The organism is Actinokineospora sp. NBRC 105648 (assembly GCF_030269645.1).
Classification (GTDB): domain Bacteria; phylum Actinomycetota; class Actinomycetes; order Mycobacteriales; family Pseudonocardiaceae; genus Actinokineospora.
The window spans coordinates 35,280-47,661 of the sequence record NZ_BSTR01000045.1 but is presented as its reverse complement, the minus strand read 5'-3'; the positions used below and the strand labels follow the sequence as shown (position 1 = coordinate 47,661).

Genomic DNA, 12,382 nt, shown 5'->3' with positions numbered 1-12,382 from the left:
CTCGGTCGTCACAGTTCGGAGAGGAAAGATCGGACCGCCAGCAGCAGCGGCACCGCGAACAGCGCGCCGGTGATACCCGCCACCACGCCCCCGACGGCTACGGCGAGAACGACGGTGAGTGGATGCAGGCTCACGGCCTTACCGAGCAGGAGCGGCTGCAGGACGTTGCCCTCCAGTTGTTGCACGGCGACCACCACGGCGATAATCAGCGCGGCAAGCGGCCCGTTGACGAGCAGGGCGACCAGGACCGCGCGATGCCGGACACGAACGCGCCCACGAACGGCACGAATCCGCCCAGGAACACCAGGGCGGTCAGCGGGAGCACAAAGGGCACACCGACCACGAGCAGGCCGATGCTGATACCCGCCGCGTCGAGGAAGGCCACCGCGATGGTGGCCCTCATGTATGCGGACAGCTGGGCGAAGGCACGGCGTCCTCGTTCGTCGACCCGGCCGGCGAGGTCGCGCGGCACTCTGCGGGTCAGACCCCGCCAGATCCGGGCGCCGTCGTGCAGCAGGAACACCAGAGCGAACAGGGCCAGGACGCCGCCGACGAGCAACCGGACAACGGCCGAGGCGGTCGCTCCGGCGCCCGCGGCCAGGGATTCGGCATGTCCGCGCAACCAGTCGGTGAGGCTGCCCACGCCCTCGTCGATCTGCCGGGGGCTGAGGTTGAGTGGCCCGTCGACCAGCCAGTTGCGAACACCGGACACGCTGTTCTCGATCGTGCCCTGCAGCTCGGGCAGCTCGCGAAGCAGGGCGCTCACCGCGAGAGCCAGCAACCCACTCAGCAGCGCGAGCGCGCCGAGCAACACCACGGCGACGGCAGGCCCGCCCGGTGAAGCCAGCCGACCAACGGGTGCAGCAGCGCCGCGAGCAGCACGGCCACCACCACGGGGTCACCACCACCACGGGGTCACCACCACCACGGGGTCACCACCACACTGAGAAGCGCCAGCAGGCGGACCGCCACATAGCCCAAGACCACCGGCACCAGCAGAGCCGGTCCGCCATGCCACGGGTGTCAGGAGGACTCGGGTCGCCGTCGCTCGTCACGGTAGACGAACGACCCTGTTGTGCGTGCTGAAACACTCAAGCAAACTGGTGGCGGACTTCAACCCCGTGGGACTCCGTTCGAGAAGCACCGCACCGGAACATGACTTCCGAAGACCTCGCGAACGCCTGACAAGCAGCATCGATGTTCAGCAACCGAGCTGGCGGGTAACCATCGGCATGGACTGTCACCGGGCACCCGTGATCCTGGCGGTCATTCTGCTCGCCTCAGCGGGCTGTGGGACGTCGCACCCCGAGCAAGAAACCAGTACGACCGCGTCCTCGCCACCGACCACCACCAGCGCCACCCCATCGGGCACGCCACCGTCGCGGCCGCAAACAGTTCTGCGCGGACTGGTGCAAGAGGGAGTGGAGGCCGGGTGCCTGGTGTTGGCCACCGACCAGGGCCAATTCCTGCTCTTGGGAGGTGACGAGGACGTCATCCGTGCGGGCGCCGAGGTCGTCGTAGAGGGAACCGCCCAACCTGGCCAGGCCACGACATGCCAACAGGGGACGCCGTTCACGGTCACCAAGGCCCGGACCGCACCCACCACCCGATGAGGCGGCCGACATCCACCGGGCCTGATCCCGTGGCGGTCCGAACTCGCCGAATCGAGGCAACTCATGGCCATGTCGAGGTTTCGTGGTGCGGTGAGCGCGTTGCGAGACGCCCTGCGCACGCAGCTGTGGCCGGTGCCGACAGCGGGGGTCGTCCTCGCGGTGGCACTGGGAGTGACTCTGCCGGAGGTGGACGCCCGGATCGACGGGGATCTGCCCTCGGCATGGACGGCGTACCTGTTCGGCGGGGGCGCCGACGCGGCCCGCTCGGTGTTGGCCGCGATCGCCGGTTCCCTGATAACGGTCACCTCGTTGACGTTCTCGCTGACCGTGGTGACGCTGCAGCTGGCCAGCGGCCAGTTCTCTCCCCGGCTCCTGCGCACGTTCACCCGCGACCGATTCGTCCACGTCACCCTGGCCTTGTTCCTCGCCACGTTCGCCTACGCCCTCACTGTGCTGCGCACGGTGCGCACCGCCGACGGCGTCCAGCCGGCGTTCGTCCCGCAGGCGTCGGTGACGTTGGCCTTCCTACTCGCTCTGGCCAGTGTGGTCTTTCTGGTACTGTTCCTGGCCCACCTGGCACGCAAGATCCGAGTCGAGACGATGGTGCGCGACGTGCACGTCGACGCCGACGCCACGGTGAGCCGCCTCCTCGTCGAAAGGGGCCGGGATTCGCCTCGGCCCGTGTTCCCGATGCCGCCGCCGAGCGGGGTGCCGGTGCTCGCCGCGTCATCTGGGTTCCTCGGCCGGGTCGATGAGAGCGCGCTGCTGGCCGCGGCGGTCGACGCCGACGCCATCATCGTCATCGATCGTCGTCCCGGTGACTCCGTCGTCACGGGCACACCGATCGGGGTGTGCTGGCCCCGCAACGGCGACGCCTTCACACAGGAGATCTCGGCGCGCCTGCTGTCCCGTGCACCGTCCGCTGTATCGACGCAGACCGAGCGGACCTCGGCCCAGGACGTCGGGTTCGGGCTGCGGCAGCTCACCGATGTCGCAGTCAAGGCGCTCTCGCCCGGAATCAACGACCCGACCACCGCCATCCACGCGCTGGGCCACTCCGCCGCACTGCTGGCTCGCCTCGCCGGACACGACCTGGGACACCGCGCCCTGCGCGACGGCCAGGACCTCATCCGGGTGGTGCTGCACCGACCGGACCTCGGGGACCTGTTGGACATGGCGGTGTCGCAGCCGCGGCGCTATGGCGCTGCGGACCCGGCGTTGCTGGGCAGGCTGCTGATGCTGCTGCGTGAATTGGCGTGGACGGTGGACCTGCCCGATCACCGGCGGGTGATCGGGCAGCAGTTGGCCCGTCTGCGCGCCACCGCCGATTCGCAGGATTTCGACGGCACCGAACGCGAGCACCTACGCTACCTCGGCGATCAGGTCGGGCTGGCGTTGCGCGGGCAGTGGACGTCGGAGTGACCCGCACGTGCGGCCCGTGCCGCGATCGCCTCACCGAGGATGGGATCCTCCTGAAGTCGCTGGACGGTTTACAACCACCTGGCGTGGACGAACGCCTGCGGCATCTCGCCCCCAAACCGGCGTTGGCGGATGTCGAACTCCTCGGTGAGCAGTCCGGGGTGGGCCGCAGGCGGCCCCGCGCGGCAAGTGGACGTCGATACGTTCCGTAAGCCCGCCACGCAGGACAGCCACGAGTGGGTCCACCACTGGTCACGCAGTTCCCAGATTCCCGCGTCGGCCTGGCCCGACCGTGCGGCGATCGCGTCGGTTACGATCCCGACGGGGCGGTGGTCGTAGTTGCGGCCCGCGTTCGCGCGTTCGAGTAAGCCCCAGGGTGACGGTTGCGACCATCCCCTCGCGAGTGGTCAGCCCTCGCAGCACCGCGTAGGCGTGGCTCGCGTCGCGGGGTGCGGCGCTGGAGGTGAGGTCCGGAACCGCGGCGTGCCAAGCGCGCTCGGTGCCCGACCACGCCGCGACGGGACCGATCGAGGTGGGGAGAGGGCGGTCGCTGATCTCGAGGACCAGATCGTGGTGCCGCCCGCGGGCATGGACAGTTCCAACACCAAGCGACCGTGCTGGTCACGTCGGGCGTTCGCCGCACCGCTGAGCCGCAGCCGGCGTCGACCGGTGTCCGCGACCCAAGGCCCGCCCTGGCGGTGGAGATAGCGCATCGGGTGGTGTCCGCCCCCCTCAAGCGTCAAACCGCACCCGGACTCGCACGTCCCGTTCGCACGCCTCGACCCGGCCCAGGAGCGCAAGCCCGTGCTGGTCGCTGGGGAACCCCAGCACATCGCGACATTCCAGCACCTCGTCCGTCGTCACCCAGCGACTGTGCCAGATCAGGGTTCCTGGCTCGTAGTAGCCGTCCCAGACCTGCCTGCCGACCGGGCTCACACAGAACATGCCAGATCCGCCGGACAAGGGTGGAGAACACGGCGTCGTCATCCCATCCGGGAGCACAGCCACCCCACCTCGCCGTGCGGACCGCACAGCGCGCCGCCCTCACCATCGGCCAGCAATGCGCACTTCACGCAACACATGCGGCGGGAACTCACGCCACCGAGCCGACGACATCAGTCCAACAGCCCGGTGCGGGAACCCCAGGCCGCGACAGCCAGCACCGACGCGGCGACGGCACTCATCAGGGCGGGCCTGCGGTACGTGGCGGAGGCGGCGGCCCGCGACCATACGACTTTGCCGGGGCCATGGGCCTCATCCCGGCCGCGGGATCCGCCAACGGTTTCGAAGTAGGCATCTCCTGGAACCACACAACGAGGCTCGACATCGCCTTCCTCACCCTCGCCGCCGCGTTCGTGATCCGATTCCTCCGCACCGGCGGGCGCGACATGCTGAACAACATGGGTGGAACACCAGTTACCGACGGACAGGTCGGATGACCCTGATCCAACGACCTCAATAACCCGCTGCAGGACTCAACGAGGGCACCGCTTGGGCTCCGCCGGTCGCCACAGTTTGCTCACGCTATCGAACGCGCCAGCCCTACATCAGCGTCCGCTCGCCACTAGCCGGGCCCGGCAACCAGAACGGCGAACTCGTGCGGTGTGAGCATCTGGTCCTTGGCCTTGCGCGGATCCGGGGCCACCCAGGTTCATGGGTGCGTTCGGGGCCCGATGGATGCGTGCCGACAGCGGTCCCCGTTCTCGTCCGAGCGGGTGGTGACCGTGGAGGCTGACAAGGTCAGGATGCTGGACCGACCCGCAACCGGCACCGGCCACGCTAGGAGCACCGCTCGTGGGACTCCCCCGGGATCTGCAGGCCCATATCGCTCAGAGCCGTGGAGGTTGGGCAGGCTGACGACGAGGATACCGGGACGCCACGCACAACTCGGGCAGTTCCGTACGCGACCCCCGCGGCGGTCGCCGCAACGATCGGTCCAGCGATCACGAGCAGCACCACACCGTCATCGACCCGAACCGAGATCCTCAGCCGGGCAGCACCCGAGCGGATGCCGGGTTGTGTCGGCGCTGAAGGCACGGCCGTGGTCATGGTGCGAACTGCCCCGCCTGAGCAGCGGGTGGTACCTCCGAGAGGCCTACCAGGGCCAGCACCCGGCGATCGGCCGGGTGCACCCCGGTCACGGAGAGGGTTGCGCCGCCGCGAGCCCGCTGGCGGTGCAACCGGACCAGGACCGCCAATGCGGCAGCACCCAGATCGCGCATTCCCGACAGGTCCAGTTCCACATCTGTCCCGACCGGAACTCGCCTGACGCGCTCGACCAGGTTCGGGGCGCTCTCCGCATCAAGCGCTCCGGCGAACCTGAGCTGGTGAGGCGCCGATCTGCCGAGGGACTCCACGCGATCCTGGGTTGTGTGTCGCAGCTCCATCGAGACTCCTCCTCGGCGCCCCGCGAAGAAGGTTCCCGCACAGCGGGTTCCCGCCGATCGGGCGGGAAGGGGTTGGCGGACGGGGTCGGGGCGTGTCATGCGGCATCGGGAACGATGGTGAGCTGAGTGTCCAGGCCAGTGATGTGCAGCGGCATCAGCACACTGCGGTGGGTGGCCACCACCTTCAGGGTGAGATGCCTGCGTTGGCAGCGCAGGTCGATGATGATCAGCGCGGTCAGCCCTGCGGCGGAGAAGAATCGGATCCCGGTCAGGTCGACCACCAGCGGACCCGGCGGGCGTGCGGCCAGGCAGCCTGCCCGCAGCGCCGCAGCCAACGTCGGCGCGGTGCCCAGATCAACCTCGCCGCTGGCGCGCACCACCACCGCGGCCCCCACGTGCCTCCAGCTCGCCGACAGGCCCGACCGCTCCACCGGGGAGCCGGTTGCTATCTGGCTCGGTTGGGCGTGATGGGTGTGCGCCGGATCGGACGTCGGGACAGGCGGATCATGTACCTGGCTTTGCACGAGCCACCCGGTTCGGGGGGCAGCGGTGAGGACCGCCAGGAGATCCCCGGTGAGTCCTGTGCCGGCGCCCGGGACACGGGCGTCGGGAATGTCGCCAGCGGCGAACTGATGCTCAGGCACGGGCTACCACTCCGGTCGTCGAGTCGAACAGCATCGACTGCCGGGGCCGGGGCAGCACCCAACCAAATCGGGGGGAGGGCGTCAGTATGCGCCGCGTAGGCATCGCCTGCAAGGCCGCCTGGACGCGCACGGAAAGTGCGTGGTGGGTCGGCGGCCTCTGGCTGAATCCGATGTTGTGGCAAGTACCAGATTCTCCGCAAGCTGAACCATGGGCTGCCAGACATCACATCGTTGGCTCCGCCAGGGTGGTGGCAGATGACGACAGGTGGCCGCGCACCCTGCCGCTAGACCTGTATAGGTCTAGCCTGAGGACTTGGGCCGTTGATCAACGCTTCTGGGCTCACTTGGTCCTGGACAGCGGATACGCGGTTTACAGATCCGCCCCGGTCCCTGGCGGTGGCTGCGCCCACGCGCCAGGGAGGTAGTTGTGACCCGCAATCGTCCACCGGCGGCCTGGTCGGCGGCGCGTGCCACAAACATGTCGCGTACCAAGAATTGCCACGAAGGGACAACCCGTGAAAATTGATCCGACAGTGTTCCGTGTCGAGGCCGGAGAACAGGTGGATCTGACCGAACGGCCAACTACCGTAAAGCCTTTCTATAAGTCGCACAAGAACTACAAGAAGAAGCTGAAGAAGACCGGTAAGAAACTAAAGTCACTACAACGTCTGCATTATGCCTCCGACCACTGGTCGTTGCTCGTGATCTTTCAAGGCATGGACGCCGCCGGCAAGGACGGCGCGATCCGCCACGTCATGTCCGGAATCAACCCGCAAGGCTGCCAGGTCTTCAGCTTCAAACAACCCACCGACCAGGAACTCGACCACGACTTTCTCTGGCGTACCAGCCGCTGCCTGCCCGAACGTGGCCGGATCGGTGTCTTCAACCGCTCCTACTACGAGGACGTCGTGATCGCCCGTGTCCACCCCGAAATCCTGCACGGTCATGGACTGCCTGAGGAGTTGATCGACGACGCGATGATCTGGGAACAGCGTTACCAATCCATCGGCGACCTCGAGAAGCACCTGCACCGCAACGGTACCCAGATCGTCAAGATCTTCCTGCACCTGTCCAAGGACGAGCAGGCCACACGGTTCCGAGCCCGCATCGACGATCCGGACAAGAACTGGAAGTTCAGCATCGCCGACATCCACGAACGGTCCTACTGGGACACATACATGACCGTCTACGGCGACTGTCTGAGTGCCACAAGCTCCGAACACGCCCCGTGGTATGTCGTCCCCGCCGACGACAAACACAACGCCCGACTGATCGTCTCCCAGATCCTCCTCGAGACGCTGTCCGACCTCAAGATGGCCTACCCCGAGACGACCGACGAACGCCATCAGGAACTGCTTTCGTTCCGCAGCCAACTCTGACCGGAGGGCCCACGTCGCGCTACCGACGACCACCAGATGACCGCGACGGTGCGCCCGACACGGCGTTCGCGGACTTCGAACTCGGCCAGCACGCGGCACTCACCACTGGCCTCGCACTGCCACGTGTGGAGGTGGGTACGGCCCCGGCGGGGGCTGATGTGGCGACCAGGTCATCGTTGCGGCCGGTTCGCGCCAAGGTGATGGCCCGGTCGACATGGGTGCGGGCCGGGGCGAGATGGGTGCGGGCCGGGTCGAGCTGCCCGGTGTCGAACGCGGTCCAGGCTGCCAGATTGTGCAGGTCGGCCAGCGCGCAGTGGAGCCGGCCGGTCACCCCGTCGGGGCCTCGACGCCGAGCAACCGCCGACAGCACCGTCACCAGGGCTTCGTGACAGGTACCGCCGCCGTACTGATGGTCAACCGCCCGTAGGTCCGGGTCGTGGTCCCGATCCGCGCGATATCGGCGCTGCCGAGACGGCTCGGTGTCGAGGTGGGCAAGCCATCGCCCTTGGTCGGTGTGACCGATCCGTTCGTATCAGGTCGGGTGTGACCGTGACGGGCCCTCAATCAATCTCTGACGAGAGATGCTCCACCTGTCGCTGATCTGGCACGATGCGGTGCATAGGTCGTGGATCGCGACCGGACACTGAGCCGCAGGCGGACATGATCATGCCGCGGTGCGGCGTTGAGCGCCCACCTCTCCGTGTCCGCTGGTCAGGCGCAAGGGTCGGTGTCCAGACTGTCAGTCGACTGCGGAAACCCGGGGTCGGGTGCAGCGTAGATTCAGCTCAACTCTCCACCGACTGGCAGGTGGCGGATGGACTGTCCACCCTTGCGGTTGTCGGACCGTCCGTATTTGCTCTCAAGCAGTGCCTCGAGTTTGCGAAGAGCGCCGTTGCACGCCTCGTCCATCGATGCCGCGTGGTGGGAGACGGCGACCGGCTGGTGTCCGGCGGGACGTGCTTCCAGCATGCATCGTTTGTCCGAGGCACCGGACTTCTCGGCGTTCTCATCGCTCAAGTGGATCTCCACGCGAGTGATCTGGTCTCCGAAACGGGCGAGCGCCGACTCCACGTCTGCCTCGATCCGTTGGACCAGGTCATCGTGGAAATCGACGTTCGTGTCCGTATTGACCTGAATCTGCATGACCCATCTCCTTGACGTCCAATATCTGACCGGTACCGTGCGGCATGGAACCGGGTGCTGCTACTGCGGGATGACGGTCACCGGACAGGGCGCATGCTGCACGCAGTGCTGGCTGACCGAACCGAGCAGGATGCCGGCGAAGGTGCCGTGCCCGCGACTGCCCACGACCAGCATTTGCGCCCCGGTAGCGGCATCCATCAGGACCTGGGTGGGATGACCCTGGACGACGCGTGTGCGGATTGTCACCGCCTGGCCCCCAGACCCGGCGACGCCGGCGACTGTTTCGGCGAGGGTCTTTTCGGTGATGGCCTGCAGGCTGTCGCTTCCGGCGAAAGAGGTTGGCGCCCACCCGTAGGCGTAGCCATACATTACCGGGTCCTGCCAGGCGGCAAAGGCTTCGACACTCGCCCCGGTCAGGCGTGCCTGCGATATCGCCCACCGCAGGGCTGTTTTCGAGCATTCCGAGCCGTCGACGCCGACGATGATGCATGCCGAGCGCTGCTCGCTGCTGAGATCGTGCATGTCACTCTCCTGAACGCTGGTGGCCGTGGCTCGTCACGCCGAGGCGGCATGGCCTGACGAGGGTAGGGCTGTCCTGTGTGTGCACCTGGTGTCGTTGACGTCGAGTCCGGTGGTCAGCCGACTGCGGCTACTTGGGCCAGGGGCTCCGCCGCACCAGGGGGCGGCCCAGGCCTTGCCGAACCCGACGGTGTTGCCCGCGGCGAGAAGGACAAGGACGATCAGGACAGCCCGTGAATGAGATGGTCGTCCGTGAACGGATTGGTCGTCGATGGCCACCGCAGCCCTCGATGGGCCAAGGACTCTTGAGTCGGGTTGCCGCCGTTGATCAATGCCTTCGCCGACTTGGTCGAGAGCTTGCCGAACACCTGGTCCAGCAAAGCTCATAGAAGTATGACATCCAACGCGAGCCGGATACCGGCGAGAAGGTGACGCGTGGCGATAGCGGTACAGGGATCCGCGGCGAGCGCCCGCCGGGCCATTGGCGCTCACACGGAATTCGGTGCGATCGGTCCGGGGTTCCTTGGTGGCGGTGACAGCAGACCTGGGAGGTTCGGCGTTGTCGCCCATCGCACTCACATTCCTCACGTTTCCTACACCAGGTTCGCACCGGGGTGAACACACACGGGCAGGGCAGAGAAGGCCGAAGACGGCGGTGTGGCTGGCGCCCACCGGGGACAGACGACGGTCTGTGGGCCTACGCCTGTGTCGGTTCCGGCGGGCGACCATCCGCACAGACACCACAGGGCCCAGGACCTTGTCACGGCGACGAGGCTGGTGACGGACCCGTGGTGGGGTTGCGCCAGTGTGCGTTGGTGATGAGGGTGTCGGCTCGTGCCGGTCCCCAACTGCCGGGTTCGTAAGGATAGGCGCGGTCGTGGTGGTCGAGGACAGGAGCGACGACCGCCCAGGCCGCCTCGACGTTTTCCGCACTCGTGAAAAGCGCGTCCTGGCCGGCCAAGGCATCGCCGAGGAGTCGTTCGTAGGGTTGTTCCTTGTTCGGCTGCGCGTTGAGCAGCGAGAGTTCACGTTGGTCACCGAGAAACTCCTCGCCGGGCCGCTTCACCCGGGCCGCGAGCGCGATCACCGGGTTGGGCGCGAGCCGGAAGCGCAGGTAGTTGGCGAGACCGTGCTCGGGGGTGGAGTCGTCGAAAAGGCGTTGAGGTGGTGGCTTCAGCTCGACCAGTACTTCCGCCGCCGTCTCAGCCAGGCACTTTCCGGACCTCAGGTACCAGGGAACACCGGACCAGCGCCATGAGTCGATGAAAAGCCTTACCGCGCAGAAGGTTTCCACGTCGGAGTCATTCGCCACGCCCGCTTCGTCGCGGTAGCCGGTGAACTGCCCGCGTACCACGTCGTCGGCGTCCAGTGGGCGCATCGCCTTGAAGATGTTGAACTTTTCGCGGCGTACTGCCCCGAAACCTTGGTAGGATGGCGGTTCCATGGCCAGCAGCGCGACGATCTGGAACACGTGGTTCTCGATCACGTCACGCAGGCAGCCCGCGGTCTCGTAGAAGGCGCCCCGCCCTTGGACGCCGAACTGCTCGGCAAGCGTGATCTGGACGCTGGCAATGTGGTTGCGGTTCCAGATCGGTTCCGAAAACGAGTTGGCGAATCGGAAGTAGAGCAGATTCAGGATCTCCTCCTTGCCGAGGAAGTGGTCGATGCGAAAGATCGAGTCCTCCGGGAAGACCGAACGCAGAGTCCGGTTCAACTCACGGGCAGAGGCGAGATCACGACCGAACGGCTTCTCGACGATGACCCGCGCGTCGCGGGCAAGGCCCGCAGCACCGAGTCCCATGGTCACCGTCGCGAACAGCGCAGGCGGGATCGCGAGGTAATGGGCTGGACGGTGGGCGCCCTCAAGCGCCCGGCCGAGCGCACTGAAGGTGTTGGGATCGCCGTAGTCGCCGTCCACGTAACTCAACAACGACAGCAGTCGTTCCAGCGCATCCGGGTCGTCGATGCCACCGTCGGACTGCTCGATGCTGTCCCGCACCCGTTCGGACAGGCGTGCCAGATCCCACTGCGAGTAGGCCACCCCGATCACCGGGACCGAAAGGCTACCTCGCTTCACCATCCGATACAGCGCGGGAAAGATCATCTTATACGCGAGGTCACCCGTCGCACCGAAGAACACGAACGCATCCGACGCTAGCGCGTTCCGACTGCGGTCACTCATGGTCAACGTCTCCTTCGCACTCGAAGCAGCACTTCGACTCTCACTGGACACCATCGCCTACAAGGTCGGTTGGTGGGCCGTGATCTGGTGGGGCGCGGCAGGAATGACCCACCCCCCTTGGGTCGAGTTCGCACGGACGGACGCCGTGCAGGTGGAGGTATACGTGGTGATCTCTGGGCAGGTCCAAGCCACGGCCATCGGTCGTGCGGTACAGCGAACCGTCGGCACCACGGTCGCTGCGGTCGCTGGTCTCACGGTCACCGTGACGTTCTCGCCCGACTGGTGTCCGTCCAGCGTCCACAACGTCGACACCACGTCGCGAGAGCACCGCCAACAAACCACGAGGAACACCACAACATGACCGCTACCCACGGCTAGTCGTCGGCCTCGCTGTGGTTGACGCGAGCGCAGGCCAGAACGAACCACGGGACGACCACGATGGCCGTGAGGATGCACAAGCCAAGCGGCCCGAGTTCGAGCAGTTGCACGCCGAGCACGATCACGACCACAAGCCCGAGTACGAGAAGCCCGGCGAGGCCCAAACCGGTCCGCACGAGGGATGAGTACCGCAGGCGCCATACGGGGCCGGTGTTCAGAGTTGCCGCAAGTGTCTTTGCCTTGTCGGTGAGTTCCCCTTCGATCTGGGCAAGGATTTCCTGTTCCCGGCGCGACAACTCCATGACGCTTCTCCCATCTTGTCGATCACAGGTCCAGTTCCTCGCGACACCGGTTGTCCTTCATCGTGGTTCGAGCCTCGACGACCTGGCTCGATGTTCGCGCAGCGGCTCGATGATGTCGGGCCAGGCGACGAAGCGCATGGACGGTTCGCCCGCGCGAGTCCGCCCGGTCATCGCGGGTCGGTTGAGTCGTACCGCCCCCTAATATCATCAGGAGTAGCATGCTGCGGATCGACACGGCCCGGCTGGTCGGATTGGCGCTCATCTGGAGGCGACGCTTGATGGGTGCCCGGCCGATCCCGGTCAGCAGGCAATAGCCCGTGGCGTCGTGTAGCACGACGACGCGCACCTTCTGTGCCCTTCCTCGGTGACCCGGAAGGATCGACCGGCCCGCAGACCGCCCGGCTAACGGTCATGCT

At 66.6% G+C, this 12,382-nt stretch carries 16 protein-coding genes; 5 read left to right on the top strand and 11 right to left on the bottom strand.

Annotated elements, in window-relative coordinates; all coding sequences use genetic code 11:
• Positions 1 to 8: 8 nt before the first annotated feature.
• Both QSK30_RS28995 and QSK30_RS28990 read right to left on the bottom strand, forming a co-directional pair.
• Positions 9 to 194, bottom strand: coding sequence for an AI-2E family transporter (locus QSK30_RS28995; protein ID WP_285507637.1), 186 nt, complete (start codon positions 192 to 194; stop codon positions 9 to 11).
• An 11-nt stretch (positions 195 to 205) separates the two neighbouring features.
• Positions 206 to 814 carry an AI-2E family transporter gene (locus QSK30_RS28990; RefSeq protein ID WP_285507635.1) on the bottom strand — a complete coding sequence of 203 codons (609 nt, stop codon included), beginning with the start codon at positions 812 to 814 and terminating at the stop codon, positions 206 to 208.
• A gap of 595 nt (positions 815 to 1,409) precedes the next feature.
• Between QSK30_RS28990 and QSK30_RS28985 the strand changes: the two genes are divergently transcribed.
• Entirely contained in the window at positions 1,410 to 1,613 is a 204-nt protein-coding gene (locus tag QSK30_RS28985; RefSeq protein ID WP_285507633.1) for a hypothetical protein, read from the top strand.
• Positions 1,614 to 1,703: 90 nt separating this feature from the next.
• The gene (locus QSK30_RS28980) at positions 1,704 to 3,035 is read left to right on the top strand and encodes a DUF2254 domain-containing protein (RefSeq protein ID WP_285507631.1); all 1,332 of its coding nucleotides are present in this window, start codon (positions 1,704 to 1,706) and stop codon (positions 3,033 to 3,035) included.
• A gap of 729 nt (positions 3,036 to 3,764) precedes the next feature.
• Here QSK30_RS28980 and QSK30_RS28975 read toward each other — a convergent pair.
• On the bottom strand, positions 3,765 to 3,977 hold the full coding sequence (locus QSK30_RS28975) for a hypothetical protein (RefSeq protein ID WP_285507630.1): 213 nt from the start codon (positions 3,975 to 3,977) through the stop codon (positions 3,765 to 3,767).
• Between the two features lie 302 nt (positions 3,978 to 4,279).
• On the opposite strand from QSK30_RS28975, the gene QSK30_RS28970 reads away from it, so the two are divergent.
• Positions 4,280 to 4,471 (top strand): hypothetical protein, encoded by a 192-nt coding sequence (locus QSK30_RS28970; RefSeq protein WP_285507629.1) that lies wholly within the window; start codon positions 4,280 to 4,282, stop codon positions 4,469 to 4,471.
• Between the two features lie 606 nt (positions 4,472 to 5,077).
• Here the strand turns inward: QSK30_RS28970 and QSK30_RS37005 are convergent.
• A complete protein-coding gene (locus QSK30_RS37005) occupies positions 5,078 to 5,419 on the bottom strand; it encodes an STAS domain-containing protein (RefSeq protein ID WP_352231638.1) in 342 nt (113 codons plus the stop codon).
• Between the two features lie 95 nt (positions 5,420 to 5,514).
• Positions 5,515 to 6,063: an STAS domain-containing protein gene (locus QSK30_RS28965; protein WP_285507628.1), complete on the bottom strand. Its 549-nt coding sequence runs from the start codon at positions 6,061 to 6,063 to the stop codon at positions 5,515 to 5,517.
• A 515-nt stretch (positions 6,064 to 6,578) separates the two neighbouring features.
• On the opposite strand from QSK30_RS28965, the gene QSK30_RS28960 reads away from it, so the two are divergent.
• The gene (locus QSK30_RS28960) at positions 6,579 to 7,442 is read left to right on the top strand and encodes an ADP-polyphosphate phosphotransferase (protein ID WP_285507627.1); all 864 of its coding nucleotides are present in this window, start codon (positions 6,579 to 6,581) and stop codon (positions 7,440 to 7,442) included.
• Positions 7,443 to 8,222: 780 nt separating this feature from the next.
• Here the strand turns inward: QSK30_RS28960 and QSK30_RS28955 are convergent.
• The 4 genes from QSK30_RS28955 to zwf all read right to left on the bottom strand — a co-directional run bounded on the left by QSK30_RS28955 (position 8,223) and on the right by zwf (position 11,286).
• A complete protein-coding gene (locus QSK30_RS28955; RefSeq protein WP_285507626.1) occupies positions 8,223 to 8,585 on the bottom strand; it encodes an HPF/RaiA family ribosome-associated protein in 363 nt (120 codons plus the stop codon).
• Between the two features lie 60 nt (positions 8,586 to 8,645).
• Positions 8,646 to 9,107, bottom strand: a complete 462-nt coding sequence (locus QSK30_RS28950; protein WP_285507625.1) for a universal stress protein — start codon at positions 9,105 to 9,107, stop codon at positions 8,646 to 8,648.
• Between the two features lie 218 nt (positions 9,108 to 9,325).
• Positions 9,326 to 9,472, bottom strand: coding sequence for a hypothetical protein (locus QSK30_RS28945; RefSeq protein ID WP_285507623.1), 147 nt, complete (start codon positions 9,470 to 9,472; stop codon positions 9,326 to 9,328).
• A 392-nt stretch (positions 9,473 to 9,864) separates the two neighbouring features.
• Positions 9,865 to 11,286 carry a glucose-6-phosphate dehydrogenase gene (gene zwf / locus QSK30_RS28940; protein ID WP_285507621.1) on the bottom strand — a complete coding sequence of 474 codons (1,422 nt, stop codon included), beginning with the start codon at positions 11,284 to 11,286 and terminating at the stop codon, positions 9,865 to 9,867.
• Between zwf and QSK30_RS28935 the strand changes: the two genes are divergently transcribed.
• On the top strand, positions 11,285 to 11,647 hold the full coding sequence (locus QSK30_RS28935; RefSeq protein WP_285507620.1) for a hypothetical protein: 363 nt from the start codon (positions 11,285 to 11,287) through the stop codon (positions 11,645 to 11,647). The two genes, zwf and QSK30_RS28935, sit on opposite strands and share 2 nt — an antisense overlap.
• Positions 11,648 to 11,660: 13 nt before the next feature.
• Here the strand turns inward: QSK30_RS28935 and QSK30_RS28930 are convergent, their stop codons facing one another.
• Positions 11,661 to 11,966: a DUF3040 domain-containing protein gene (locus QSK30_RS28930; protein ID WP_285507618.1), complete on the bottom strand. Its 306-nt coding sequence runs from the start codon at positions 11,964 to 11,966 to the stop codon at positions 11,661 to 11,663.
• A gap of 22 nt (positions 11,967 to 11,988) precedes the next feature.
• Positions 11,989 to 12,312 (bottom strand): hypothetical protein, encoded by a 324-nt coding sequence (locus QSK30_RS28925; protein WP_285507616.1) that lies wholly within the window; start codon positions 12,310 to 12,312, stop codon positions 11,989 to 11,991.
• Between the last annotated feature and the right edge of the window lie 70 nt (positions 12,313 to 12,382).

Excerpts from the sequence above, each read along its gene's own strand:
- QSK30_RS28975 (WP_285507630.1), bottom strand. The coding sequence starts at position 3,977 with ATGTTCTGTGTGAGCCCGGTCGGCAGGCAGGTCTGGGACGGCTACTAC.
- QSK30_RS28970 (WP_285507629.1), top strand. The coding sequence starts at position 4,280 with ATGGGCCTCATCCCGGCCGCGGGATCCGCCAACGGTTTCGAAGTAGGC.
- QSK30_RS37005 (WP_352231638.1), bottom strand. The coding sequence starts at position 5,419 with ATGGAGCTGCGACACACAACCCAGGATCGCGTGGAGTCCCTCGGCAGA.
- QSK30_RS28955 (WP_285507626.1), bottom strand. The coding sequence starts at position 8,585 with ATGCAGATTCAGGTCAATACGGACACGAACGTCGATTTCCACGATGAC.
- QSK30_RS28950 (WP_285507625.1), bottom strand. The coding sequence starts at position 9,107 with ATGCACGATCTCAGCAGCGAGCAGCGCTCGGCATGCATCATCGTCGGC.
- QSK30_RS28935 (WP_285507620.1), top strand. The coding sequence starts at position 11,285 with ATGGTCAACGTCTCCTTCGCACTCGAAGCAGCACTTCGACTCTCACTG.
- zwf (WP_285507621.1), bottom strand. The coding sequence starts at position 11,286 with ATGAGTGACCGCAGTCGGAACGCGCTAGCGTCGGATGCGTTCGTGTTC.
- QSK30_RS28930 (WP_285507618.1), bottom strand. The coding sequence starts at position 11,966 with ATGGAGTTGTCGCGCCGGGAACAGGAAATCCTTGCCCAGATCGAAGGG.